Source organism: Caulobacter rhizosphaerae, from assembly GCF_010977555.1.
Classification (GTDB): domain Bacteria; phylum Pseudomonadota; class Alphaproteobacteria; order Caulobacterales; family Caulobacteraceae; genus Caulobacter; species Caulobacter rhizosphaerae.
In genome coordinates, this window is the sequence record NZ_CP048815.1 from 3,898,017 (window position 1) to 3,924,974 (window position 26,958).

The window sequence follows — 26,958 nt, forward strand, 5'->3', positions numbered from 1 at the left end:
GAGGCGGCAAAAGTTATGGGCCGGCCCTGACCGGCGCAATGATCGGAGTTCTGATGAGCCAGCTCGACGCAAGCCTTTCTGGCCAATTCGCAATCGGCGGCGATCTTACCGTCAACCGCCTCGGCTTCGGCGCGATGCGGTTGACCGGTCCCAACATCTGGGGCGAACCCGAAGACCGAGAGGAGGCGCAGCGCGTTTTGCGCCGCCTGCCCGACGTCGGAATCGATCTCATCGACACCGCTGACAGCTACGGACCATTCGTCAGCGAACAGCTGATCGGCGACACGCTGGCGCCGTATCGCGGCCTGACGATCGCGACCAAGGGCGGGCTGGTGCGCTTCCCGAACAATCCCAACCCTTGGCCACAGGTCGGCAACCCCGATTACCTGCGCTCCTGCGTCCATCTCAGCCTACGCCGGCTCAAGGTCGAGCGCCTGGATCTGTGGCAACTGCACCGTATTGATCCCAAGGTCCCGCGGGAGGAACAGTTCGGCGCGATCCGGTCCTTCCTCGACGAGGGCCTGGTCCGACAGGCCGGGCTGAGCCAGGTATCGGTCGAAGAGATCAAAGCGGCCCGGAAGATCTTCCCAGTCGCGACGGTCCAGAACCGCTACAACCTTGCCGACCGCGCTGACGAGGACGTGCTCGACTATTGCGAGGCCAACGGCATCGGCTTCATCCCCTGGTTCCCGCTCGCCGCCGGTGAACTCGCCAAGCCAGGCGGTCTGGTCGATCGCCTGGCAAAGGAGAAAGGCGCGACGCCGGGTCAGATCGCGCTGGCGTGGCTGCTCAAGCGCAGCCCCGTCATCCTTCCGATTCCCGGCACAAGTCGTGTGGCCCATCTGGAAGAAAATGTCGCGGCGGCCGCGCTGGACCTCACCGACGAGGAATCCGCCATGCTGAACGAGGCCGCTCCCGGAGCGGCGCAATGAAACCGCGCCTCATCTGCCATATGGCCAGCAGCCTCGACGGGCGCATTCTACCGGGCCGCTGGGCGCCGAAGGGCGCTCACAACACCGACCTGTATAACCAGCTCCACGAAGATCTGGGCGGCGGCTCCTGGCTCGTGGGGCGAGTGACCGGCCAGGAGTTTGCCAGGGGCGATCGTTATCCCGACAGTGAGGTCGAGCTACCTCGCTCGGCGTGGTTGCCTGCGAAAGCAAAGGCCTATGCGATCGTTCTCGACGCACACGGGAAGATCGTCTGGGGCCGCGCGGACGTCGGCGGCGACCCGCTCGTTGTGGTGCTGACCGAGCAGGTCAGCGACGCTCACTTGGCCGGGTTGCGCGCGGACGGCATAGGCTATGTGTTCGCCGGCGAGCAGGAGATCAATCTTGCCACGACGCTGGAGGTTCTCAACCGCGAGCTTGGGATCCAACGGCTGCTGCTGGAAGGCGGCGGCGCGGCCAACGGATCGTTCCTGCGCGCGGGGCTGGTCGATGAACTCAGCATTCTGCTGGAGCCGGCGATCGACGGACGCGCAGGCGCACCCGGCCTGTTCGATGGCGACGAGACGGCGCCCGCCGTGGAGCTCGCGGATATCACGCTTGTCGAGCATCGCCGGCTTGAGAATGGCGCGCTCTGGTTACGCTACAACGTAGCCAACCCGTAGCGCGCTCCTTCTGGGACGGGGGCTTGAGGGGGCGGTGATCGCCGACACTCAGGACGCCCTGGCCCCGGTGGTGGGCGTCTCGAAGGCGCGCAGTCCGACTCGCTGGAAGCCTGGCCATCCGTGCCTGAGCGCAGCTCATCATGGCGTTGAGCCAGATGAGCGGCACGTAATCACGCTCTTCGACGTTCCATTTTGGATGCCATGGGGCCGCCCTGCTCAGAACAAGGCTCCTTCGCGCAGACCTTGCCAAAAGGAAGGAATAGTCGATGTCCGACCTTCCAGACCACGCGCCATCGCGCCGTGATCTGCTCGCAGCAGGCGCGGCGTCCGCCGTGATCGTCGGTAGCCCGGCGGCCGGCGCGCCAGCCACGCCAGCCGCGCGGCCTTCTCCTCCGCCGCAGATGCCGGTCTCTTTCAAGGTCAACGGCAAACCGCAACATCTAACACTCGACACCAGAACGACGCTGCTCGACGCTCTGCGCGAGCACCTCCACCTGACCGGCACGAAGAAGGGCTGCGATCACGGGCAGTGCGGGGCTTGCACGGTTATCGTCGACGGCAGGCGGATCAACGCCTGCCTCAGCCTCGCGGTCCAGCATGAAGGCGACGACATCACCACGATCGAGGGGCTCGGCACGCCGGAGAAGCTGCACCCGATGCAGGCCGCTTTCGTAAAACACGACGGCTACCAGTGCGGCTATTGTACTCCCGGCCAGATCTGCTCGGCCGTTGCCGTGCTGGATGAAATCAAGCGCGGCGTCCCGAGCCACGTCCAAGGCGATCTCATGGCCAGGCCCCAGGCCACCAACATGGAGATGCGCGAGCGGATGAGCGGCAATATCTGCCGCTGCGGCGCCTATTCCAACATCGCCGAGGCCATGGCCGAAGTTGCGGGGGATCGGACATGAAGGCCTTCACCTACGAGCGCGCAAAAGATCCGGTCGAGGCCGCCCGGATCGTCGCCAGCCGGCCCGGCGCGCGCTTCCTGGCGGGCGGCACCAATCTGCTCGACTTGATGAAGATCGAGGTGGAGACGCCCACTCACCTCGTCGACGTCCAGCATCTGGCGCTCGACGAGATCGAAGGGACCCCGGATGGCGGTCTTCGGATCGGCGCGCTGGTCAGCAACACCGACCTCGCCGCCGACGAACGCGTGCGGCGGGACTATGGCGTTCTGACGCGTTCGATCGTTGCGGGAGCCTCGGGCCAGCTGCGCAACAAGGCGTCTACCGCCGGCAATCTGCTGCAGCGGACGCGCTGCCCATATTTCTACGACACCAACATGCCCTGCAACAAGCGAACGCCCGGCTCGGGTTGCGCCGCGATCGGCGGCGCTTCACGTCAGCTTGGCGTGATCGGCGTATCCGACAAGTGCATTGCAACCTTCCCCGGCGATATGGCGGTGGCGTTGCGCGTGCTCGACGCAACCGTCGAGACGGTGGACGGGCAAGGCCAACGCCGTTCCATCGCGATCGCCGATTTCCACCGCTTGTGGGGCGATCACCCTGAGCAGGATACCGTGCTGGCGCCGGGCGAGCTTATCACGTCAGTAACGCTTCCGCCTCCGCTGGGCGGAAAGCATTTCTACGAGAAGGTGCGTGACCGCGCCTCCTACGCCTTCGCGCTGGTGTCGGTCGCCGCCGTCATCCGGCCCGATGGCGCCGGACGGGTTGCGTTTGGCGGGGTCGCGCCCAGGCCCTGGCGGGTGGAAGCGGCCGAGGCGCTGCTGCCGCAAGGCGCCGCGGCCGTCACGGCGCGCGCGTTCCAAGGGGCGACGCCAACCAAGGACAACGCCTTCAAGTTGCCGCTCGCCACCCGTGCGCTCGCCTCGATCCTCTCCGACGCGAAGGCCTGACCCATGAAGTTCGAGACCCCCGCCTCGGCCAATCCGATCGACCGGATGAAGGTCGTCGGCCGCGCGCACACTCGCATCGACGGCCCGCTCAAGACCGCTGGCGCCGCGCCGTATGCCTACGAGCATCACGAAGTCGCAAATCCCGCCTATGGCTACATCGTTGGCGCGGCTGTCGGCAAAGGAACGATCCGCTCGATGAACCTAGCGGAAGCGAAAGCTTCACCGGGCGTGCTGGCGATCGTCACCGCCCGGGAGGCGGGCAAACTCGGCAAGGGCAAATACAATACGGTCAAGCTACTCGGCGGGCCGCAGGTCGACCACTATCATCAAGCCATCGCGATCGTGGTGGCCGAGACGTTCGAGCAGGCGCGCGCGGCCGCCAGTCTGGTGCGTGTCGACTATGCCCGCGCCAAGGGCCGCTTCGATCTCGATGAGGCGTTGAAAACGGCCCCGCTTACCGGCGGAACTAGCGGCGAGGGCAGCGCGGCGCCTCCGGTGGACCGCGTCGGCGCGTTCGAGCAGGCATTCGCCGCGGCGCCTGTAAAGCTCGACGCAGAGTACACGACCCCCGACCAGAGCCACGCCATGATGGAGCCGTTTGCGTCCATCGCCGCCTGGAATGGCGACAACCTGACGGTATGGACTTCGAACCAGATGGTCGACTGGAGTCGTACGGATCTGGCCACGACGCTCGGCATTCCCAAGGAAAAGATCCGCCTCATCTCGCCCTATGTGGGCGGTGGCTTCGGCGGCAAGCTCTTCCTGCGAGCTGACGCGGTGATGGCCGCCTTGGGCGCAAGGGCGGCAGGACGCCCGGTCAAGGTTGCGATGCCGCGCCCCTTCGTGCCCAACAACACCACCCATCGCCCGGCGACTCGTCAGCGCATCCGGATCGGGGCTCTGCGGGACGGCGCCATCACCGCCATCGCGCATGAGAGCGGCTCGGGTGATCAGCCCCATGGCAGTCCCGAAACGGCGGTCAACCAGACCAAGCTGCTCTATGCCGGCGCCAACCGCCTGATCTCGATGCGCCTGGCGGTGCTCGACCTGCCGGAAGGCAACGCCATGCGCGCGCCCGGAGAGGCGCCGGGCCTGATGGCGCTGGAGATCGCGATCGACGAAATGGCCGAGAAGCTGGGAATGGACCCGGTCGCCTTCCGCGTGAAGAACGACACGCAGGTCGACCCCGAAAAGCCTGCGCGCCGGTTCTCCGAGCGCCAACTGGTGCGCTGCCTGAACGAAGGCGCGGAGCGGTTCGGCTGGTCCGAACGCAGCGCCACGCCGGGCCAGGTTCGCGACGGCAAGTGGCTGGTGGGCATGGGCGTCGCCGCCGCGTTCCGCAACCATATCAACATGGCGTCCGGCGCGCGGGCGCGGCTCGGTCGCGACGGCGTCGTCACGGTCGAAACCGATATGACCGACATCGGCACCGGCAGCTATACGATCATCGCGCAGACCGCTGGCGAGATGATGGGCGTTCCGGCCGAGTCCGTTGTCGTCAGACTGGGCGACTCCGCCTTCCCCGTCTCCGCCGGATCGGGCGGTCAGTTCGGCGCCGCCAACGCCACGGCGGGCGTCTACGCCGCCTGCGTCAAGCTCCGCGAGGCGATCACGCAGCGCCTGGGCTTCAGCTCGGCCGACGCGATCTTTGAGAAAGGCCGCGTCATCAGCGGCAAGCGCGCTGCCGACCTCAAACAGGCCGCGGCCGCCGGGGACCTGGTCGGTGAGGACAAGATCGAGTTCGGCGACCTTGAAAAGGCATGGCAGATTTCCACTTTCGGCGCGCATTTCGTGGAGGTGGGCGTCGACGTCTATACCGGCGTGACCCGCGTCCGGCGGATGCTGGCGGTCTGTGCGGCCGGGCGCATCATCAATCCCACCTCGGCGCGGAGCCAAGTGATCGGCGCGATGACCATGGGCGTCGGCGGCGCGCTGATGGAAGAGCTTGCCGTCGACAAGCGCTTTGGGCTGTTCATCAACCACGATCTCGCCAGCTATGAGGTGCCCGTGCACGCGGACATCCCCCATCAGGAAGTCGTTTTCCTCGACGAGGCCGACGACAAGGCCAATCCGATGAAGGCCAAGGGTGTGGGCGAACTTGGCCTGTGCGGCGTCGGCGCGGCCGTTGCGAACGCTGTCTACAACGCCACGGGCGTGCGCGTCCGCGACTACCCGATCACGCTGGACAAGCATCTCGAACGGCTGCCGGCGATCGTCTGATTTGGGTGAACGTCACTTCGGCCCGAGGAGGACACATGGATCCGAAGACCACAGCGCTTCTGCTGATCGAATATCAGAACGACTTCGTGAGCGAGGGCGGCGCGCAGCACGCCGCGGTCGCCGACGTAATGGCGCAGACGGACATGCTCGCCAACAGCCGTGCGGTGACCCAGGGCGCGCGAGCCGCAGGGGCGAGCGTGCTGCATGCCCCGATCGGCTTCGCCGAAGGCTATCCCGAGGTCCCTTCCGAGCCCTACGGAATTCTTGCCGCGATCGTGGGGGCCCAGGCTTTCCGGAAAGGAAGCTGGGGGGCCGAAATTGCTCCCGAGATGGCGCCGGCCGTGGGCGATATCGTGGTCGAGGGCAAGCGCGGGCTCGACTGCTTCGCCAGCACCAATCTCGACTTTATCCTGCGGCAGCGGGGTGTGACCGACCTCGCCATTGCCGGCTTCCTCACCAACTGCTGCGTCGAGTCGACGATGCGCTCCGCCTATGAACGCGGGTTCCGCGTCGTCACGCTGACCGACTGCACCGCGACATTGAGCATGGCCGAGCAGGAAGCGGCCATCACCAAGAACTTCCCCATGTTCTCACGCCCGCTCGTTCATCGGCAGCTGCTGGAAGAGCTTGGCGACCCGGCGGCTGTGTCGTGAGGTTCGACACGCCCGCGGGCGAGAGTCTGGTCGATCGCCAGACCGTGTTGGGGCGGTCGCATCCACGGATCGAGGGGCCGCTCAAAGTCACCGGCGCCGCGCCCTATGCCGCCGAACACGACGATCTCGGCGACGACCTTGCCTATGCCTACATCTTGGGCGCAGCCATTGCGAAAGGTCGAATATCCCGGATCGACACCACCGAGGCCGAGCGTGCGCCGGGCGTGCTTGCCGTCGTAACCCACAAGACGACCGGGCCCCTCGGTGTCGGCAAGTTCTACGTCCAGAAGATGATCGCAGCGCCCGATGTGGAACATTACCATCAGCCCGTCGCGGTGGTGGTCGCCGAGACCTTCGAGCAGGCGCGCGCCGCAGCGGGCCTGATTTCGGTCGATTACGACCGGATGGGCGGTTCGTTCGACCTCGAAGCGGCCAAGGGCGCCGCGCGGATCCCCGTCGAGGAAGAGTTTGGCGGCCCGACCGAGACGAGGGTCGGCGACTTTTCCGCGGCCTTCGCCGCCGCGCCGGTGAAGATCGACCAGACCTATGTCACGCCCGACCAGGCGCACGCGATGATGGAGCCGCATGCCTCGATCGCTCGCTGGGACGGCGATCGGCTGTTCTGCTGGACGTCGATCCAGCAGATGAATTGGGGTTTGCGCGATCTTGGCCTGATCCTGGGCGTTCCCAAAGAAAACATCCGCCTCTCCTCGCCCTATGTGGGCGGCGGATTCGGCGGCAAGGGTACGGTGCAGATCGATCTGGCGCTTGCCGCCGTGGCGGCGCGGGCGGCGCGACGGCCGGTCAAGCTGGTGCTTCAGCGGCCGATCATGTTCAACGCCACCATCCATCGGCCGCGGACCCTTCAGCGCATCCGGCTCGGCGCTCAGGCGGACGGCCGACTGACAGCGATCGGGCACGATAGCTGGTCGGGCAATCTGGCCGGCGGCCGCACCGAGCCGACCACGCTGCCTACCGCTTTGCTTTACCGCGGCGAGAACCGGCGGCTGCGGCGCTATCTCGCCGTGCTCGACCTCACCGAGGGTCAGGCTATGCGCGCACCGGGCGAGGCCCCGGGGCTGATGGCGTTCGAAATCGCGATGGACGAGCTTGCCGAGAAGGTCGGACTCGATCCCGTCGAGCTGAGAATCCGCAACGATACTCAGGTCGATCCGGCCAAGCCCGACCGGCCCTTCTCCTCGCGACCGTTCGTCGAATGCCTGCGCGCCGGCGCAGAGGCGTTCGCCTGGGCCGACCGGCCGACGTCGCCGGCGACGCGGCAGGATGGCCGCTGGCTTGTCGGCTACGGAATGGCGAGCGCGATCCGAGGCGCGCCGATCAACAAGGCGGGCGCGCGCGTACGTCTCCACCACGACGGCGTCATCACCGTCGAAACCGACATGACCGACATTGGCACCGGCAGCTATACCATCGTCGCGCAGACCGCGGCCGAGATGATGGGGACACCTCTCGACCAGGTGAAGGTCCGGCTCGCCGATTCCAACTTTCCGGAGACGCCGGGCTCCGGTGGCCAGGCCGGCGCGGCCTCGGTGACAGCGGGGGTCTATGCCGCTTGCCACAAGCTGCGCGAGGCGGTCGCGCGGGAGCTTGGTTTCAACACGCCCGACCTGGTGTTCGCCGACGGCCAGGTTCGCTCCTCGGGCCGTTCGGCGAAGCTGGGGGACGCCGCGCGCAACGGCGATCTCGTGGTCGAGGACAGCATGGCGTATGGCGATCTCAAGGATCGTTACGCCCAACAGACCTTCGGCGCGCATTTCGCCGAGGTCGGCGTCGACCGCTACACCGGCGTCATCCGTGTGCGCCGAATGCTGGCGGTCTGTGCGGCGGGGCGCATTCTCAATCCCGTCACCGCTCGCAGCCAAGTCATCGGCGGCATGACAATGGGGATCGGCGCGGCCTTGACGGAGGAGATGGTGCTCGACAAGCGCTTCGGACTGTTCATCAACCACGACCTTGCTGGCTACGAAGTGCCCGTCCACGCGGACATACCGCATCTTGATGTCATGTTCGTCGATGAGGTCGACGCCACCATGTCGCCAGTCAAGGCCAAGGGTGTCGGCGAACTTGGCCTGACGGGGGTGGCGCCGGCCATCGCCAACGCCGTCTACAACGCGACCGGCGTGCGCGTGCGCGACTATCCGTTGACCCTCGACAAGCACATCCATCGGCTTCCGGCGATCGCATAGCCCGCCGCCCCGGCTCCCGTGAACGGACCGGCGTGACCACTTTCGACGCCACCTTCGATGTTTGAAGTTTGACGTCCGATCGACACCGCAAGGGACCTGGGCGATTGGGCCTCAATGCGCCGTCCTCGTCCGGGGCGTTGTCGAACCTGGAGAGGACCTCGGCGATTGCACGGCAAGGTTCGCGCGAAACCAAACCGCATTGCGGATCGATCGATGAGCCGCGTCGTCGACGCCTCACGAGCGATAGGTAATATATATCCGACAAAACCGGCGTGCTTCCAACGCTGACTCGCGCGGCGCCATTATGGGGGTGATGTTGAAGCTGAACCGTCGTTCCATCCTGCTGGCGGGGTCTCTGTCCAGCGCCCTTGGACAAGCCTCGGCGGCCGCGCCGCGCGCCGCGTTGCAAGCGGTCGGTCTCAGGACGGCCATGCGGTCCAACCCGCTGGGAATCGACGATCCGCGCCCTGGCCTTTCCTGGCGGCTGACCGGGCCGGCGGGGACCCTTCAGTCCGCCTATCAGGTCATCGTCGCCTCGACCTTGGAGAACGTGCGGGCGAACACCGCCGATCTCTGGGACAGCGGACGGACGCCGGGCGCGGCGTGCACCGGCGTCGCCTATGGCGGCGCGGCGCTGGCCTCGCGCCAGCGATGTTTCTGGCGCGTGCGGGTTTGGGACGGCGTCGGCCAGGTTTCGGACTGGAGCGCCCCGGCCGCCTGGGAGATGGGCCTGCTCGACGACGCCGACTGGATGGGGGACTGGCTGGCGGTCGAGAGCCAGGTCGAGCGGGACGATCGCGAGGCGGGCGTGCGATGGGTGAGCGGAACGACGGCTTCCCGCTCTCAGCCTTGCACCTTCCGCCTGGCCTTCCGATCGGGCGGCGGCGAAGGCCTGCTGACGATCATCGCGGACGGCAAACTCTCGAAATTGGCCCTCGACGGCGACCCAATCGTCCTGCCCGCGCGCGGTCCAAACGCCTATGGCGATCCGCCGGCGATCGCGTTTCCCCTGGCCGTGGCGCCCGGCGGCCATGTCCTGACGGCCGAGGTGGTGACCAAGGCCGGGCCCTCGGGCTCCGGGACCGCGTCGATCGCCGCCCAGCTCAGGATCCCCTCGCCCGACGGCGGCGTCACGCGCGTCGTCGACGGTTGGGAGACACGCTCGGGGGACCAGGCGCCCTGGGGGCCCGCGTCCGTGCCCGAATCTCAGCCGCACTTTCCCTGGCCGCCGACGCCGGCCCGCCTGCTGCGGCGCGCCTTTCATCTGTCCGGAAAGCCGCGGGGCGCGCGCCTCTACGTGTCCGCGCTCGGAGGCTATCGGCTGTGGATCAACGGCCGGCGGGTCGGAGACGACGAGCTCCAATCGGAAGGTTCCGAGTATCGTCGCCATGTGCCCTACCGCACCTATGACGTAACCGCCCTGCTGCGCGAAGGCGACAATGCGATGGGCGCCCTGGTCGGCGACGGATTCTACGCCAGCTACCAGGCGCCGGACGGCCGCTACGCCTATGGTCCGGCGCCGCGGCGTCTCCGCCTCTTCATCGAAAGCCGCGACGCAGCCGGAAGGATCGAGCGGGTCGAGACCGACCGGGACTGGCGCCACGCCCCCTCGCCGATCCTGATGTCCGAGATCTATGCGGGCGAGGACCAGGACCTTCGCCTCTGGCCATCGCGCTGGGCGCAGCCGAACTTCGACGACGGCGATTGGTCCAAGGTCTGGACCGCCCCCGCGCCGCCAGCCAAGCCCTGCGCCCCGCTGGCCGAGCCGATCCGCGAAGTCCGTGTGCTCAAACCCGTATCGATCCGCCGCGCCGGGCCAGGCCGGCACATCATCGATTTCGGTCAGAACTTCGCCGGGCGCGTCCGCCTGAAGATCAAGGGCGCCCGCGGCGATCGCGTGATCGTCCGCCATGCCGAGATCCTGGCCGCCGACGGCGAGCTGGACCGACGTAATCTTCGGGTCGCCCGGGCCGAGGACCGCTATGTGCTCGGCGGCGGCGGCGTCGAAACCCTCCAGCCCGTCTTCACCTATCAGGGCTTCCGCTACGCCGAGGTCGAAGGGCCGGCCGCGCTGACGCCCGACGGGGTCGAAGGCGTCGTCCTGTCGAGCAACTTGCCGGAGATCGGCGTGTTCCGCGTCGGCGAGCCGACGATCCAGAAGCTGTGGCTCGACTCGCTGTGGAGCCAGCGCTCCAACTTCATGGGCGTTCCCACCGACTGTCCCCAGCGCGACGAGCGGCTCGGCTGGACCGGCGACGCCCAGGTCTTCTGGGAGACGGCCGCCTTCAACATGGATGTCGGCGGCTTCACCCGGTCGTTCACGCGGATCCTTCGCGACGACCAGGCCGCCAACGGCGCCTATCCCATGTGGTCCCCCTCGCCGCGCGGTCTGGGATGGAACACGACAACCGCGACGCCTGGCTGGGCCGACGCCGGGGTGATGCTGCCCTATGTGGGCTATCTCCATACCGGCGATCGGGCGGTGGTCGACGACAACTGGTCGGCGATGAGCGCCTATCTGACGGGAATACTCGCCGAGAATCCCGACGGCCTCTGGCGGGCCGGACGCGGCGCCGATCTTGGCGACTGGCTGGCGCTCGACGCCAAGCAGCCGGGGGACGAGACCACGCCCAAGGACCTGATCGCGACGGCCATGCTGGCCCGGTCCGTGGATCAACTCGCCCAGATGGCCGCGTGGACAGGCCGATCCTCCGACGCCGAGCGGTGGCGCAGGCAAGCTCAGGAAACGCGCGCGGCCTTCGCCAGGACCTTTGTCCGGGCCGACGGGACGGTCGGCAACGGCAGTCACACCGGCTATATCCTGGCCCTGCGCCTAGGGCTGCTGCCCTCGGACCTGCGCAAGCCCGCCGGAGAGAAACTGGCCGCGGACATCCGGCGACGGGGCGGCCTGATCTCGACCGGTTTCCTGGGCACCCCGCTCGCCCTGGACGCCCTGGCCGACGTCGGCGAGACCCGTTTGGCGTTCGACCTGCTGCTCCGCACCGACTACCCCTCGTGGGGCTACATGGTTCGACGCGGCGCGACGACGACCTGGGAGCGCTGGAACAGCGACACCGGCGACGTCTCGATGAACTCCTTCAACCACTACGCCCTGGGTGCGGTCTGCGCCTTCCTCTACCGGCGAGTGGCGGGCATCGAGCCGACGGCGCCAGGCTTCAGCCAGTTCCGGGTCGCGCCCCTCATCGACCGCAGGATCGGGTCCGCTGGCGCGACGCTGGACTGCGTCCGCGGCCGGATCGAAACCAGCTGGCGGGTCGTGGGCGACCGGGTGAGCCTGACGCTGCAGGTTCCACCCAACAGCCGCGCGGAGGTATCGATGCCCGGGCTGAGGCGCGTGGTTGGAGCGGGCCATCATCAGTTCGAAGCCCCCTGCCCCTGAAGTCTCGACGCCATTGCGGCCTTGGCGTGCGGCCAAAAGTCGCCTTCCCTGTCTTCGGCGAAAAGCGCGAGATGCAAGGCAACGCGCCGCGCGCCTGACGCGGCGCCAAGGCGTCGCCGATCGTGGGTCCGCGACACCGACCGCGTTCGGTCCAGGTCGCGCCTAGAACTCCGAGCGGGGCCGATGCTGGCCGGCCTCGAGCAACAGCCGCAGGGCGCCGGCGATCAGTTCGCGCATCAAGGTCGAGGCTTCCAGCGGATTGCCCTCGACGATCGCGTTGGCCACGCGTCGGTGATCGATCGCGCTGGCCCGGCTGACGCCGGCATAGGCGTTGGTGCGGCGAATGCTGAAACGCAGCGTGGCCTCGGACAGATCGGTGAACTGGCGCATGAAACGGTTGTTGCTGGCCTCGATGACCGCCCGGTGGAAGGCGATGTCGGTCTCGAGGGGATCGTCGTCGCCCCGTTCGGCCGCGAACATCCGGTTTATCGCATTGATGATCGCCGCGCGCTGCGGCCCGGTGGCGCTATTGGCCGCCAGGCCCGCCGCGCGCGGCTCGATCGCCATGCGCATCTCGGTGAACTCGATCAGCAGGTCGATCGAGAACGCGCGGTCGAGCAGCCATTTCAGCACGTCCGGATCCAGCAGGTTCCAGCTGTCTTCGGGCTGAACCACTGTGCCCGCCCGTTGCCGGGGCCGCAGCAGCCCCTTGGCGGTCAGCATCTTGACCGCTTCGCGCACGACCGGACGGCTGGCGCCATACTGCTCGCAGAGCTGCGCCTCGAACGGAAAGCCTGTCTGGGCGGTGAACTGCTCGGTGACGATGGCGCGTCCTAGATCGTCCACGATCCGGCGCGTCAGGTTGGGGCCGCGCTTGCCGCCCGCCGCCAAAGGTTCGGCTTCGTCAGATTCCATGGGCCCAACATACTGTCAGCCTCGCCGCTGACCAGCCGCTAGAGACGATTGCGACGGCGACGCCATCAACCGGCGAAACGCGCCTGTGGAAGACCCCGCACGCCCGCCTCGACCTCGAACAGGGCGCCGGCCCAAGCCTCGTCCTCGCAGCCGAGCGTCGAGGAGGTCACGAACAATCGATCCAGCGACTCTCCGCCGAAGGCGCAGCTGGTGATGTTGGTGGCCGGCAGCGCGATCGACCGCATCAGGACGCCGTCAGGCGAGAAGCGGCTGAGCCGCGCACCGCCCCAATGGGCCACCCAGACGCAGCCTTCCGCGTCCGTGGTCATGCCGTCCGGATACCCCCAGTCTTCGGCGAACCGAAGCCACACCCGCCGCCCCGACAACTCGCCGTCGTCGTCCAGGTCGAAGGCGTAGATGGTGCGGGCCGCGCTGTCGGTGTGATAGAGCGTGCGGCCGTCCGGCGAGAAGGTGGGGCCGTTGGCGACGCCGTAATCGTCGTCGCACCGAGTCCAGCGCAGGGACGAGTCGAGCCGGTAGAGCGCACCGCTCGCGGCCTGGTCGGTATCGTCCTTGGAGCCCGCCCAGATCCGTCCCTGGGGATCGACCTTGCCGTCGTTGAGGCGGTTATTGGGCCGGTCGGGCTCGGGCGCTCCGATCAGCTGGCGCGCGCCCGTCTCGACGTCGAGGAAGTAGAAACCGCTGCGAAATCCCGCGACGAGGCCTGGCCCGTCGCGCCGGGGCGCGACCCAGCCGATGGGTTCTTCCACCGGCACGGTGGCCACCCGGCCATCGTCGAGCGACAGGCGGTGGACGCAGGGCGCCAGTATGTCCACCCAGAGCAGCTCGCGGCGACGGGCGTCCCATACGGGCCCTTCCCCCAGACGATCCCGCCCGACGCGCTCGACGATCTTCATGCTCATGGCTTCTCCTCTGCCAGATAAAAAGTATGATATTTTATTGACCACCGCCAGCGCTGTTGTTACCCAGCCCCAGGCTCTCGGCGTCCGCCGACCGGGGCGCGAAGATCTGACGGAGGGGATATTGTCCAAGATGGCGCACGCCCGACGACCCGTTGGCCGGCCCCGCCGCCTTCCCCCGAGGATCGCCTGAATGACCGCCGCCGACCGCATCGACCGCATCGAGTGTTTCCAGGTTCGTCCCCGCTGGCTGTTCGTCCGGATCGAGACCGCGCAAGGCGCGGTAGGCTGGGGCGAAGCCACGCTGGAAGGCCATGCCGAGGCGGTGGTCGGCGCGTTCGAGACCGTGCGCGACCGCCTGATCGGCCATGATCCGGACCGCATCGAGGACGCCTGGCAGACCCTGCACCGGCTGGGCTTCTATCGCGGCGGCCCGGTGATGCTGTCGGCGATCGCCGGGGTCGACCAGGCCCTTTGGGACATCAAGGCGCGCAAGCTCGGCGTTCCGCTCTATCAGTTGCTGGGCGGGCGGGTGCGCGACCGCATCCCCGTCTATGCCTGGATCGGCGGCGACCGGCCGGCCGACATCGTGGAAGCCGCCCAGGCCCGGCGCGCCCAGGGCTTCAAGGCCGTAAAAATGAACGGCGTCGAGGATCTGGCCTGGTTGGACAGCCCGTCCAAGATCGACGCCCTGGCCCAGCGGATCGCCGACGTGCGCGGCGTCGGCGTCGATGTCGGCGTCGACTTTCACGGGCGCGTCCACAAGCCGATGGCCCGCACGGTGCTCCGCGCCATCGAGCCGTTTTCGCCGCTGTTCGCCGAGGAGATCGTGCTCTCCGACAATCCCGCCCTGGTCGCGCAGCTGGCCGCGTTCAGCAGCGTGCCGCTGGCGCTGGGCGAGCGGCTCTACAGCCGCTGGGATTTCCGGCCTTTCCTGGAGAGCGGCGCGATCGACATCGTCCAACCGGACCTCGCCCACGCCGGGGGCATCTCCGAATGCAGGCGCATTGCGGCGATGGCCGAGACCTACGACGTGGCGGTGGCGCCCCACTGCCCGATCGGCCCGCTGGCCCTGGCGGCCTGCCTGCACCTGGCCGCCGTCACCCCCAACTTCGTGATCCAGGAGATGTCCCTGGGCATCCACTACAACGGCCCGTCCGAGGACCTGACCACCCTGGTGCGCAATCCGGGCCTGTTCGATGTCAGCAACGGAAGCGTGGCGATCCCGGAGGGGCCGGGCCTGGGCGTCGAGATCGACGAGGCCGCCGTGCGCGAGATGGCCAAGACCCCGCACCGCTGGCGCAACCCCGCCTGGCGCGGGCCGGATGGAGAGCTTCGCGAATGGTGAGCCGTAGCGTGATCGTGACCGGCGGGGCCGGCGACATCGGCCTGGCCGTGGCGCACGGCTTCGCTCGCGAGGGGGCGGCCATCCTGCTGGTCGACGCCCGCCCCGCGCCCGACGAAGCGCTCGCCGCCCTGGTCAGCGAGGGCGCCCGGGAGGCGAAGGCGATCACCGCCGACGTCGGCGATCCGCAGGCCGTGGCGGAGGCGGTGGAGACCGCCTGCGACGCCTTCGGCGGCCTGGACGTCATCGTCAATGTCGCGGGCATGATGATCTATCGCCCGATCGTCGAGCTGGAGGCCGCGGACTGGCGGCGGCTGCTCGACGTCAATCTGGTGGGCGCGGCCCTGTTCACCGGCCACGCTTTCCGGCGCATGAAGCCGGGCGGCTGTGTGATCAACATCGCCTCGGTCCATGCGCGGCGCACCTCGCCGCTGGTGGCGCCCTACGCCGCGGCCAAGGCCGCCCTGGTCAGCTTCACCCGCTCGGCGGCGATCGAGGGCAAGCCCCTGGGCCTGCGGGTCAACGCCATCCTGCCGGGCGCCATCGACACGACCATGCTGCGCGACAGCCCGAATATCCGCTCGGGCGCCGAGGTCATCGACCCGGCCGACCTGGGCCAGCCGGAGGATGTCGCCGCCCTGGCTGTATTCCTGGCTTCCGACGCGGCGCGCTTCATCACCGGCGAGGACATCGTGGCCGACGGCGGCCGCATGGGGAGACTCTAGGATGCACATGGTCGATCTGGGCGGCCCGGCCGTCGGCGCGCCGACGAAGGCGACGGGCGCGGTCTGGCTGGCGGCGGCGGTTTCGGCCCTTGGCGGATTGCTGTTCGGCTACGACTGGGTGGTGATCGGCGGCGCCAAGCCGTTCTACGAGGCCAGCTTCGGCCTCGTCGCCCCCACCCAGCAGGCCTGGGCCGTCAGTTGCGCGCTGATCGGCTGTCTCGTCGGCGCCATGGCCTCCGGAGCGCTGGCCGACCGCTGGGGACGCAAACCCGCGCTGCTGGTGGCCGCTCTCATCTTCGCCGTCTCGTCGATCGGCACGGCCCTGGCGGGCGGCTTCGGCGCCTTCGTGGCTTGGCGTATCGCCGGCGGCGTCGCCATCGGCATGGCCTCGGGCCTGTCGCCGCTCTACATCGCCGAGATCGCGCCCGCCGCCAGCCGCGGCCGGCTGGTGTGCCTCAACCAGATCGCCATCGTCCTGGGCCTGCTCGCCGCCCAGATCGTCAATTGGCTGATCGCCAGGCCCGTGGCGCCGGGCGCCGCGCTGGCCGAGATCGCCGCCTCGTGGAACGGGACAGCCGGCTGGCGCTGGATGTTCGCCGCCGCCGCGGTTCCGGCCCTCGGCTTCACGCTGGGCGCCCTGTTTCTGCCCGAGAGCCCGCGCTGGCTGGCGCTCCAGGGCCGCTGGGACGATGCCGCCAAGGTCCTGCGCAAGCTGGGCGGCGAGGCTCACGCCGAAGCCGCGCTGGACGAGATCCGCCGCGCCCTGGACGCCGCGCCGGGCCGCAGCCTGGCGGCGGTGCTGGCCGAGCCGCGCTTTCGCCGCGTGCTGGCGATCGGCGTCATGCTGGCGGTGCTTCAGCAGTGGGGCGGAATTAATGTCATATTTAATTACGCCGAAGAGATCTTCGCGGGCGCGGGCTACGCGGTGTCCGACACCCTGTTCAACATTGTCATCACCGGCGTCGTGAACTGCGTCTTCACCTTCGTGGCCATGGCCACGGTGGAGCGCCTGGGCCGGCGGCGTCTGCTGCTGATCGGCTGCGCGGGCCTGGCCCTGATCTACGCCCTGGTCGGGGCCGGCTACCTGGCCGGCGTGCAAGGGTGGCCGCTGTTGCTGCTGGTCGTCGCCGCCATCGCCACCTACGCCATGACGCTGGCGCCGGTGACCTGGGTCGCGCTCTCGGAGATCTTCCCGGGCGAGGCGCGCGGCGCGAGCATGGCCATCGCCACCACGGCGCTGTGGGCCGCCTGCTTCCTGCTGACCTACACCTTCCCGCTGCTCAACACCTGGGCGGGCACCGGCGTCACGTTCTGGATCTATGGCGCGATCTGCGCCGCCGGTTTCATCGCCATCTTCCGCACCCTGCCCGAGACCAAGGGCAAGTCGCTGGAACAGATCGAGGAAGACTGGCGCTGAGGCGGCGCGGCTCTCAGGGCCGCCGCAGGAGCACCGTGGTGATCGCGCGCGGCGGTGCGATCACCGTCGGCTGGCCAGACGCAGGGCAAGCCTGGGCGCGCGGCCGGGCGTCCTGGTAGACCGCCTCGGCGCGCCACCGCGCCCGCGCCAGCCCCCGGGTCGTCACGGTCAGCTTGCGCGCGTAGGGGCCGTGATTGACGTGGACGACGACCGCCTGGCGTCCGTCGGGCGACAGGGCCGTGATCGTGTCGGGATCATCGTTGCGCACCAGGCGGTAGCCCGGGCGGATATGACGGCTAAAACTGGCCATGGCCCAGTACTTGGCGGTGACGTGCAGGCTCATGTCGGCGGGCCGGCGGGTCGACATGTCCGTGCGCACCAGCCCCCAGTTCGAGCCCGCCTCGCCCTTCAAGGCGCTGGGCTCGACGGCTTGCCACAGGACCCAGGCCTCCGGCTCCAGGCGCTTGAGGTCCAGGACGATCTGCTCGCCCAGCGCCAGGGCCGAGGAAGGATCGGAAAAATCCTGCACCGTGTTGGGCGCGGAAAGGTCCACCTCGGACATCCACAGCGGAAGGCCGGCGACGGCGGCGATGTCGCGCGGCCCGGTCGCCCCGGTGGTGCTGTAGGTATGGACGTTGAGCTGGCGCACGACCGCCTTGGCCGGGGTCGAATAGCCCGACCAGTCCTTGACGAAGGTGTCGGGATTGGTCTCGTCCATCGCCGACAGCAGCGCAGGCGATCCGTGGGCGCGCAGGGCCGCGGCGGTCGCCAGCAGCATCCGAGACTGGCCGGCCGGGTCGAAATAGTTCCCCTCCTGGCGGTTGCCCGCCACCCAGTAGGGCGTGTTGGGTTCGTTCAGGGGCGCGAGGCTGTGGAAGCGGATCCCGTGGCGGGCTTCCAGCCCCTGCATCGCACGCACCAGATAATCGGCGAACAGCGGCTCCAGGCCGGGCCGCAGGTTGGGCTGCTGCTTGGCGCTGGCGCCGGCCACGTCGCCGCTGACGGTCATGAACCACGGCGGGGAATAGGCGGCCGCCTCGATCAGGCGCTGGGTCTCCGGAACGCGTTTGCGCACGGCGCCCAGCCACCACTGCTGGCCGCTGTCGGCCGACCAGTCCCACATCGCCGGATCGTCGGGACGCCACCAGTCCAGGCCCGTCGCGCCCTCGGGCATCCGCCAGAGGCCAGGCACGTTGGCGTTGGGGCGCGAGAGCGGCGGCGTCCCGGGCTTGCGTCCGCCGCCGATGTTGTAGCGGGCGACCGTCAGGCCCAGCCCGTCCGGTCCATAGAGTAGGTCGGCCAGCCGCTCGCGGATCGGACCGGGCCAATCGCCTATGGTGCTGGCGAACCAGGCCAGCGACGTGCCCCATCCCCGGAAGGCGGTTCGCGGGCGGGCCCAGTCGGCCGACACGGTGATCGCGACCCGCGCCGCGCAGGGGGCGGGTGTGGTCGTCGAACCCGGCTCCGCGGCCATTGTCGTGACCGGCGCGGCGAGCAACGCCCCGGCCATGGCGACGAGCGCGCCCCGACTCCCGCGTCGCCCTGGTCGTCGCGCCCGTCGCGCGCCGCTCACGGCGCGGCCAGCCGGCGCAGTTGGTCCGCAGACACGCGCGCGGCGGGCCGGAAGGCCTCGCCCTGCATATAGCGTTCGAGGCTGGCGACCAGCTGGCGGCTGACAGGGTCCTGCGCCTCGGCGCCGTCGAGCGCGAAGCCGCAGACGATCGCCCGGCCCTTGCCCACTGAGACCTCGATCACCAGCCCCAGGGGCCGGGCCGTGAACCAGTCGTCGATGACCCGGACGATCGGCTCGACGCCGGGCGGCAGCAGGTCCAGCCGCAGCGCGCCCGCCCGATGCATCAGGTACCACCACTGCCAGTTGCTGTGCGTCTCGGTGGGGAAGTCGGCCAGGGCGGGATGGGCGGGATCGCAAAGCACGCCCAGCGTCGTCGGCGCCTGGCCTTGGGTCCACAGGGTGTTCCAGAAGATGCTGGAGAAACCGAGCTGGACGGGGCGCTCGGCATAGTTGGCCACCTTCGCGCCGGGAAGACCGATCAGCGCGTCGCCGCCCTGGGCCAGGTGATCCAGCAGCGCCTGGTCGATGCGGTCGGCGCGCCGCACCCGGCCACCCGCCTCGCGTGGGACCGCGGCAGGGTAGACCCACAGGTCCCAGTCATTCTGCGCAAGGACGCGTCCACCCCGCCGCACGCCGACGATCAGCTTGGCGGTGGTGGCGCGTGGCGCGGTCAGGACGGGCGCGGCGGACAGGCCGATCGGCGCATTGCCCAACGCGACGGTGCGCGACGGAAAGACGCCTTGCGCCAGCTCCGCGCCGTCGGCGGCCTGGACCCGCCATTCGATGTCCGCGTTCTCAATCGGCGCGGCCCCGAAATGCGCGATGTCGACGGCGAAGGGGAACGGCTGGCCTGACTGCAGGACGCGGGCCGGCATCCGGGCCAGGGGGACGGTCGGCGCGCAGAAGCGCTGATACTCCTGCCCCGTCACATAGCCCTTGTCATCCCAGAAGGGGTCGACCACCCCGACCAGCGCCGTGCCCTGGCCGGGAAAATCCTGCAGGCCCAGCAGCTGGAAGCCGCCCATCCCGTGGGTGCGCAGGGCGCTTTCAATATCTTCCTTGTAGCAGAGCACCTGCAGCCGGCCCGAGGCGTGAAGGAACTCCGGAGCCTGGCCGGCCAGGCCGCTGTCGCGCAGGCGATCGGCGAAGATGTCGAAGTTTTTGGCCTTCAGGTAGCCGGTGTATTTGCGCCGCTCCTCCAGGTTCGGATAGACGCACCACTGGCCGATCTCGTGGCTGATGACCGGCACGCGATACTGGCCGATGAAGTCGCGGTAGTCGGTCTGGGTTTCCGGCGGCTTGCTGTTGATGCGCGACTTCAGGCCCTCTCCCCAGTTCTGGACCCGCGGCGTCGGCGTGAGGTGAAACTGGTTGTCCTCGATCAGCGGCCAGCCCGCGCCGGAGGTCCACAGCCGGCGGGCGTCCAGGCCACGATAGTGGCGGACATAGGCGCCCAGGAAGGCGTCGCGCTTGGCCTCGCCCTCTTTGGTCTTGCCGCCGCCAGGCTCGTTGCCATGGGTCATCAGCATGAACGAGGGGTGGTTGCCATGCGCGGCCAGGATCCGGTCGGTCTCGGCATAGACCCACTGATCGACCGGCAGGCCGCTGCCGATGCGTGAAGACTGGTTGGCCCACACCGTCTCGACCTGCACGTAGACCCCGGCCTCGTCGGCGGCGTCGAACGCGGCCTCGGGCGGACAGTAGCTGTGGAAGCGCAGGTGGTTGAGGCCGTAGTCCTTCACCCGCCGCATGATCCGCCGCCAGCTGCCGATGTCGGTGGCCGGATGGCCGGTCAACGGGAAGATGGCGCATTCCAGCGCGCCCCGGAACATTACCGGCCGGTCGTTCAGGGTGAAGCCGCTCGGCGTGGCCGCCAGCTCACGCCAGCCGAAGCGGCCTTTCCAGGCCTCGCCTTTGGCCAGCCGGACCGTGACCTCGTGCAACACGGGATTGAACTCGTCCCAGGTCCGCATCGCCGCGGCGTCCGAAGGCCGGATCGCGACCTCGAAGGCGCCCTGGCCTCCCGTCCACGTCACGGTCCCCCGCGTCGATCGGCCGGCGAAGACGACCTCGGCGGCGCCGAGGGGCGGCGCCCCGGCGATCCGGCGCAGCGTGCCGCGCACCGTCAGGGTGCGCTCGGCCAGGGCGGGATGCAGGTCCACCCGCTCGATCCAGACCGGCTCGGTGGCGCGAAGCTCGATCCGCCCGGCGATCCCGTTCCAGTTGCCCTGGGTGTGGTCGGTGACGCCATGGCCGTTATGGCCGATCTCGACGATCATCCGGTTGTCGACGCGGATCGTCAGGCGCCGCCGGCCCGGCTCGACGATCCCCAGGTCATGGCGGTGCGGCACATGCAGGGCGTCGCTGCGCCCGACGAGGCGGTCGTCGAGCCACACCTGGGTCTCCCAGTGCGGCCGCTCGAGGAACAGCTCCACCCGCTTGCCTCGCCAAGACGCCGGGATGTCGATGTCGCGCTGGTACCAGGCCGGGCCGCGATACCAGCTGTCGGGTTGCAGGAAGAAGGGAACCTTGAAGTCGTCCGCCGCCCGGTAGCGGGCATAGTCGGGCGCGTTGAAGAACGAGCGGTCGTTGATGTCGCCCGTCCAAGGCGTGGTCAGCCTCACCGGGTTGCCGACGCCCCGCTGTTCCAGACTCCCCGGCAAGGGCAGGCGGTCGGCAAGGGCGCGCGCGAACCAGCGCTGCCCCAGGCCCGTATCGTCCTGGTCGATCGCGCGACGCCAGCTGCCACCGAGATCGGCGTTCGCGCCGCCCACGCCGGCGACGGCCTGGGCCACGTCGATCAGCCCGAGGAACGGCGCGATCCCCAGCGACTGGACGAGCCGGCGGCGGCTGAGCCTTTGGCGAGGCTGGGGGCTGGTTTCCATGTCCGTTTTTCTCCCGATCAAGCATCCGACCCGAACGCGAGTCTTCCGGCGCTTCATTTTATGTATGACATTATTTTCCACATCTCGCCTTGGCAAGCCTTGTCGTAGGGCGACCTGCGCCGCGCGCAGGTCGAAGAATTTCAACGGATAACGGCGCTGTAGCTGGCTTGTTCGCAGTAAATGAACCTTGAGGCGCTCGAACACCTTGCCTCAACCACGCTTGATCAGGGAGCCCCACCCAAAAGAGAAATATGATTTATTGACGGAAGTGGCGCGAGAGCATATCCGTGCCCCGCAGACCGGCGCCTAGCCGGCATAGCCAAGGGATGGAGGGTTCAATGGTCGTGAGGCGTAAGCTCGTGTCGAGAGCGTCGATGATGGTGGTCGGCGCGATGATGGCCGTACCGGCGGCCGCGCAGACCTCGTCGTCCGCGCCCCCGCCCGCCAGCGGCCAGGACGCCGCCGAGGTCAGCGAGATCGTCGTCACCGGCGTCCGCGCCAGCCTCAACTCCGCCCAGGAGCTCAAGCGCCACAGCGACCAGATCGTCGACTCGATCCAGGCCCAGGACATCGGCAAGCTGCCGGACGCCAACACGGTGGAGTCGCTGCAACGGATCGCCGGCGTGCAGATCCAGCGGCGCTACGGCGAAGGCGGGACGGATGTCGACCATCGCACCCAGCCGGCGATCGCCATCCGCGGCCTCACCCAGGTGCGCACGCTGATCGACGGGCGCGACACCTATTCGGCGTCCGGCGGGCGCAACTTCGACATCGAGGCCCTGCCGCCCGAGCTTCTGGCCGGCATCGACGTCTACAAGAACCCGTCGGCCGAGGTGATCGAGGGCGGCATAGGCGGCGTGGTCAACCTGCGCACCCGCCTGCCCTTCGACCAGAAGGGCCAGGTCATCAACGCCACGGCGCGCGGCAGCTATTACGACCTGGCCGACAAGTGGGGCGGTTCCGGCTCGGCCCTATACAGCAACCGCTGGGAGACCGGCCACGGCGAGATGGGCCTGCTGCTCAACGGCGTCTACAGCAAGAGCCAGTACCGGCAGGACGCGCTGCTGGTGCAGCCGTTCTTCAACATCGCGGCGGGCGGCTTTCCCGGGGCCCCGGCCGGGGCCCGCGCGCCGCTGGGCTTCCAGATCTATGACGAGCTGGGCGAGCGCGAGCGCCGGACCCTCGCGGGCGCCTTCCAGTGGGCGATCTCCGACCGCCTCGACCTGACGCTGCAGGCGCTCGACAGCCGTTATCGGTTCGAGCGTACGGGCCGCTACTACTACAACATCACCCACGGCCAGAACCCGACGCCGACACCTGGGGCCAGTTTCGGCTACGCCGCCGACGGGCGCCTGGTCCGCGGTTCATACGACAACATGGTCTTCGAATCGGCCCGCTACGACCAGGACCTGAAGTCCAGGAACACCAACCTCACCGGGCGGCTGGTGTGGCGTCCCACCGACACGCTGACGACGACCTTCGACGCGCAATACCTGAAGTCCAGCTACGACGTCGACGCCAACGGCTTCGTCATCTCGCAGTTCGCCGACGGATCGGAGCTGCCCTCGGCGTCGCCGAACAAGAGCACCGTCGATTTCGACATCTCCAGCGACCCGACCTGGACGGTGCGCGACCCGGCGCTGCTGACCGATCCCAATCGCTACCGCTTCGCCTATCTGGCCGACTACTTCACCCGCAATAACGCCGACCAGCTGGCGCTGCGCTATGACGTCAAATGGGAGCCGGCAGGGTCGATCGTGAAATCGGTGACCGCCGGCGTGCGCTATGCCGACAGCGACGTCACCCTACGCGGCTACGGCGACGGCTTTTGCACGTTCACCAGCGGCAACTCGCCCAGCTGCGCCGCGCCAGCCGGGGCCGGCTACATTCCCTACACCGCCGCGCGCCAGGACCTGATCATCAGCGGACCCGCGCCGGGCTTCTTCGAGGGCCGCACGGTGAGCGGCGTGCTCTATCCCGATTTCCCGTCCGGCGGCGTGTCCGAGAGCCTGACCAAGACCTATCAGATCTTCGGCGCCCAGCGGCGGCTGCGCTTCAACCCGGCGGAGATCAACCGGCAGGGCGAGGAGATCCTGACCGGCTACGCCAGCGTCAAGCTGGGAACCGAGATCCTCGGCCTGCCCGTGGACGGCGCGGCCGGCTTGCGGCTGATCCAGACCAAGACCGCGTCGAGCGGCTATCTGTTTCCCGCCGACCCGACGATCGATCCGACCAACCCGGACGACCTGCAGGCCGTCACCGTGCGCCGCTCGTACTTCGAGGCCCTGCCCAGCGTGAACCTGCGGGCGATGTTCACCGACACGCTGCAGCTGCGCCTGGCGTTCAGCAAGGCGATCGCCCGGCCCGACTTCACCCAGATGGCCACCAATGTGAACCTGGGCCCGCCAATCACGGTGAACCCGTCCACCGGCCGCCCGGGCGGCTCGTCGGGCAACCCCCTGCTGGACCCGATCCGCTCGACCCAGTTCGACGCCTCGCTGGAATGGTACTTCTCGCGCGCCGGCTCGTTGACGGCGGGCGTGTTCCACAAGGACGTCGACGGTTTCCTGGCCAGCGGCCGGGTCGTGCGCACCTATAACGGCGTGCCCTACGACATCAGCACGACGGTCAACGCCAACTCCGGCAAGATCAAGGGCTACGAGCTGGCCTACCAACAGTTCTACGACTTCCTGCCGGGCGTCTTCAGCGGCCTGGGCCTGCAGGCCAACTACACCTATGTCGACAGCAGCGTGGAAAACCCCTTCGCCACCCCTGGCGGCGGCATTCCGACCCTGGTTCCGCTCGAGAAGCTGTCCAAGCACAGCTACAACATCGTCGGCCTCTACGAGAAGGGGCCGCTGTCGGCGCGGGTCGCCTACAACTGGCGCGGCCGCTACCTGGACACCACGGTCGGCAGCGGCGCCAACGGCCAGCCGCAGATCCAGGCGCCCTACGCCAGCCTCGACGCCTCGATCGGCTACAACCTCAATTCGCACGTGGCCCTGACGCTCGAGGCGGTCAATCTCAACAACCGGATGAACCGCACCTACATCGGCTCCCCGACCGAGCCGCTCCAGTACACGCTCAACGACCGGCGCCTGGCCTTCTCGGTTCGGGTCACCTACTAGCCGCCGCGCCGCCGACCTTGATCGATTCCGCCAAGGTCGGCGGCGTTGCCCTAGGCGCTGAGATCCGACGGCGGCGAGCCCGCCGTCACCTTGCGCCAACCGGCCAGCTCGACGCGGGCTTCGGGCTGCATCCGTGGTCGTCGCGATGGAAACCTGGGTGCTGGAGACCCAAGCGATCTTCGAGGCCTGAGACGAAGACTCGGCCCACTAGCTCGTAACCTTCAGACTTCAGGGCGTCTCAGCGCCCTCTTCATCACCTCGACCTCGGCGCTCAACAGATGCGCCAACAACGGACTCTGACAGGCCTTCAGGAAGGCGACGTTAACTCGACAGGCTGGGCCGCCGGCCGCCGCTGGACCACATCCGACGGCCTCTCTATAGGCGTGATAGCGCTATCAATCCGGACCCTCCCGCCATGGCCCTGCCTCGTCGTCATCTGTTCAAGGGCCTGCTAGCCGGCGCGGCCTTGCCGGCGATCGCCGAGGCCGCGCCAGTCAAGGCGTTCGCGCCGGCGGCGAAAACCTCCGGGCCCGCCTGGGGCGTCGGGGCCGACGGCCAGCGCAAGGCCGACCTGGGGAACGGGACGTTCCGCAACCCCATCGTCAGCGGCGATCACCCCGACCCGACCATCCTGAAGGACGGCGGGACCTACTACATGACGTTTTCGTCGTTCTTCTCGTACCCAGGCCTGGTTATTTGGAAATCGACGGACCTGGTGAACTGGACGCCGGTCGGACCGGCGCTGAGGAAGCCGCTGGGGGTGATCTGGGCGGTCGACCTGGTCAAGCACGACGGCCGCTACTTCATCTACATCCCGGCCGATCCGACTGGCCAGGGATGGTCGATCTACGCCATCTGGGCCGACCACATCGAAGGACCGTGGAGCGAACCGGTCGATCTGAAGATCTCGGGCTGCATCGATCCCGGCCATGTCGTCGGCGAGGACGGCAAGCGCTATCTGTTCGTCAACGGCGTGCGCAGGATCCGCCTGACCGACGACGGCCTGGCGACCGACGGCGTCCTGGAAAAGGCCTACGAGCCCTGGCGCTATCCCGACAACTGGGTGGTCGAGAACTTCGCGCCGGAAGGGCCCAAGCTGCTGCGGCGCGGCGATTGGTTCTACCTGATCACCGCCGTCGGCGGCACGGCGGGGCCGGCCACCGGCCACATGGTCATCGCCGCCCGCTCGCGCTCGATCCACGGCCCTTGGGAGCACTGCCCGCACAACCCGCTGGTCCGCACCAGGAGCGCGGCCGAGCCCTGGTGGTCGCGCGGCCACGCCAGTCTGGTCGAGGGGCCGGCGGGAGACTGGTGGATGGTCTATCACGGCTACGAGAACGGCTACCGCACCCTGGGCCGCCAGACCCTGCTGGAGCCGATCGAATGGACGCCAGACGGCTGGTTCCGGGCCCTGGGCGGCGATCTTTCCAAGGCCCTGCCCAAGCCCCGGGGCGGCAAGGCTGGTCCCTCCGCGCCGGGCCTGTCGGACGACTTCTCGCAGGATCGTTTCGGCGTGCAGTGGAGCTTCCACGACCCCAAGCCCAACGAGGCCGGCCGCGCCGTCCTCGACCAGGGAAGCTTGCGTCTGGAGGGCCGCGGAACCTCGCCGGCCGATTCCTCGCCGCTGACCTGCCTGGTCGGCGACCGCTCGTACGAGGCCGAGATCAGCCTTGAGCTGACCGGCGAGGCCGAGGCTGGGATCCTGCTGTTCTACAATCATAAGGCCTTCGTGGGCCTGGGCTTCACGCCCACTACCTTGAAGATCTTCGAATATTCCGAGGAGCTGCCCTGGGCTCGCACCGCCCACGACGTACGCAAGCTGCGCCTGCGGGTCAGCAATATCGAAAACGTCGTCAGCTACCACTACTCGTACGACGACGGCCGCACCTGGATCCGCCACGGCACGCGAATGGAGGTCTCGGGCCTGCACCACAACGTGTTCGGCGGGTTCCTGTCCTTGCGGATCGGTCTCTATGCCGCCGGAACGGGCCAGGCGCGGCTGAGCGATTTCCGCTACTGCGCCAACCCGCCGGTGGCGGTCGAGAGCCGGGCGTAGGCGCTCCGAGGTGATCACGGGCGGTTCTCCAAGGCCTCGGGAGCCGC

General features: G+C 68.5%; 17 protein-coding genes. 13 read left to right on the forward strand and 4 right to left on the reverse strand.

Annotated features, from left to right (window positions below; all coding sequences use genetic code 11):
* The first annotated feature begins 53 nt into the window (after positions 1–53).
* The 8 genes from G3M57_RS17935 (at position 54) to G3M57_RS17970 (ending at position 11,947) form a co-directional block, all read left to right on the forward strand.
* On the forward strand, positions 54–932 hold the full coding sequence (locus G3M57_RS17935) for an aldo/keto reductase (RefSeq protein WP_163232097.1): 879 nt from the start codon (positions 54–56) through the stop codon (positions 930–932).
* Positions 929–1,612, forward strand: coding sequence for a dihydrofolate reductase family protein (locus G3M57_RS17940; protein WP_163232099.1), 684 nt, complete (start codon positions 929–931; stop codon positions 1,610–1,612). Before G3M57_RS17935 ends, G3M57_RS17940 begins: the two co-directional genes overlap by 4 nt.
* A 266-nt stretch (positions 1,613–1,878) precedes the next feature.
* The gene (gene paoA, locus G3M57_RS17945) at positions 1,879–2,520 is read left to right on the forward strand and encodes an aldehyde dehydrogenase iron-sulfur subunit PaoA (RefSeq protein ID WP_163232101.1); all 642 of its coding nucleotides are present in this window, start codon (positions 1,879–1,881) and stop codon (positions 2,518–2,520) included.
* Positions 2,517–3,467, forward strand: coding sequence for an FAD binding domain-containing protein (locus G3M57_RS17950; protein ID WP_163232103.1), 951 nt, complete (start codon positions 2,517–2,519; stop codon positions 3,465–3,467). Before paoA ends, G3M57_RS17950 begins: the two co-directional genes overlap by 4 nt.
* A gap of 3 nt (positions 3,468–3,470) precedes the next feature.
* A complete protein-coding gene (paoC, locus tag G3M57_RS17955) occupies positions 3,471–5,687 on the forward strand; it encodes an aldehyde oxidoreductase molybdenum-binding subunit PaoC (RefSeq protein ID WP_163232105.1) in 2,217 nt (738 codons plus the stop codon).
* A 35-nt stretch (positions 5,688–5,722) separates the two neighbouring features.
* Positions 5,723–6,340, forward strand: a complete 618-nt coding sequence (locus G3M57_RS17960) for a cysteine hydrolase family protein (protein ID WP_163232107.1) — start codon at positions 5,723–5,725, stop codon at positions 6,338–6,340.
* Entirely contained in the window at positions 6,337–8,547 is a 2,211-nt protein-coding gene (gene paoC, locus G3M57_RS17965) for an aldehyde oxidoreductase molybdenum-binding subunit PaoC (protein WP_163232109.1), read from the forward strand. Before G3M57_RS17960 ends, paoC (G3M57_RS17965) begins: the two co-directional genes overlap by 4 nt.
* Before the next feature lie 313 nt (positions 8,548–8,860).
* Positions 8,861–11,947 (forward strand): family 78 glycoside hydrolase catalytic domain, encoded by a 3,087-nt coding sequence (locus G3M57_RS17970; protein ID WP_163232111.1) that lies wholly within the window; start codon positions 8,861–8,863, stop codon positions 11,945–11,947.
* Between the two features lie 162 nt (positions 11,948–12,109).
* Here G3M57_RS17970 and G3M57_RS17975 read toward each other — a convergent pair whose 3' ends face one another.
* Both G3M57_RS17975 and G3M57_RS17980 read right to left on the reverse strand, forming a co-directional pair.
* Entirely contained in the window at positions 12,110–12,862 is a 753-nt protein-coding gene (locus G3M57_RS17975) for a FadR/GntR family transcriptional regulator (protein ID WP_163232113.1), read from the reverse strand.
* Positions 12,863–12,927: 65 nt separating this feature from the next.
* Positions 12,928–13,785: an SMP-30/gluconolactonase/LRE family protein gene (locus G3M57_RS17980; protein ID WP_163232114.1), complete on the reverse strand. Its 858-nt coding sequence runs from the start codon at positions 13,783–13,785 to the stop codon at positions 12,928–12,930.
* Positions 13,786–13,975: 190 nt separating this feature from the next.
* Between G3M57_RS17980 and dgoD the strand changes: the two genes are divergently transcribed.
* Genes dgoD through G3M57_RS17995 form a run of 3 tightly spaced genes read left to right on the forward strand, consistent with a single transcriptional unit; the run spans position 13,976 to position 17,269 of the window.
* Positions 13,976–15,130, forward strand: a complete 1,155-nt coding sequence (gene dgoD / locus G3M57_RS17985; RefSeq protein ID WP_163232117.1) for a galactonate dehydratase — start codon at positions 13,976–13,978, stop codon at positions 15,128–15,130.
* Positions 15,124–15,852, forward strand: a complete 729-nt coding sequence (locus G3M57_RS17990) for an SDR family NAD(P)-dependent oxidoreductase (RefSeq protein WP_163232119.1) — start codon at positions 15,124–15,126, stop codon at positions 15,850–15,852. Before dgoD ends, G3M57_RS17990 begins: the two co-directional genes overlap by 7 nt.
* 1 nt (position 15,853) lies before the next feature.
* Positions 15,854–17,269, forward strand: a complete 1,416-nt coding sequence (locus tag G3M57_RS17995; protein ID WP_163232121.1) for a sugar porter family MFS transporter — start codon at positions 15,854–15,856, stop codon at positions 17,267–17,269.
* Between the two features lie 13 nt (positions 17,270–17,282).
* Here the strand turns inward: G3M57_RS17995 and G3M57_RS18000 are convergent, their stop codons facing one another.
* Together G3M57_RS18000 and G3M57_RS18005 are read right to left on the reverse strand one after the other, a co-directional pair.
* Positions 17,283–18,779, reverse strand: coding sequence for a glycoside hydrolase (locus G3M57_RS18000; RefSeq protein ID WP_163232123.1), 1,497 nt, complete (start codon positions 18,777–18,779; stop codon positions 17,283–17,285).
* Positions 18,780–18,838: 59 nt separating this feature from the next.
* Entirely contained in the window at positions 18,839–21,727 is a 2,889-nt protein-coding gene (locus G3M57_RS18005) for a glycoside hydrolase family 2 protein (RefSeq protein WP_163232125.1), read from the reverse strand.
* Positions 21,728–22,071: 344 nt separating this feature from the next.
* On the opposite strand from G3M57_RS18005, the gene G3M57_RS18010 reads away from it, so the two are divergent.
* Entirely contained in the window at positions 22,072–24,855 is a 2,784-nt protein-coding gene (locus tag G3M57_RS18010) for a TonB-dependent receptor (protein WP_373287632.1), read from the forward strand.
* Between the two features lie 415 nt (positions 24,856–25,270).
* A complete protein-coding gene (locus G3M57_RS18015) occupies positions 25,271–26,911 on the forward strand; it encodes a family 43 glycosylhydrolase (protein ID WP_163232129.1) in 1,641 nt (546 codons plus the stop codon).
* The last annotated feature ends 47 nt before the right edge of the window (positions 26,912–26,958 follow it).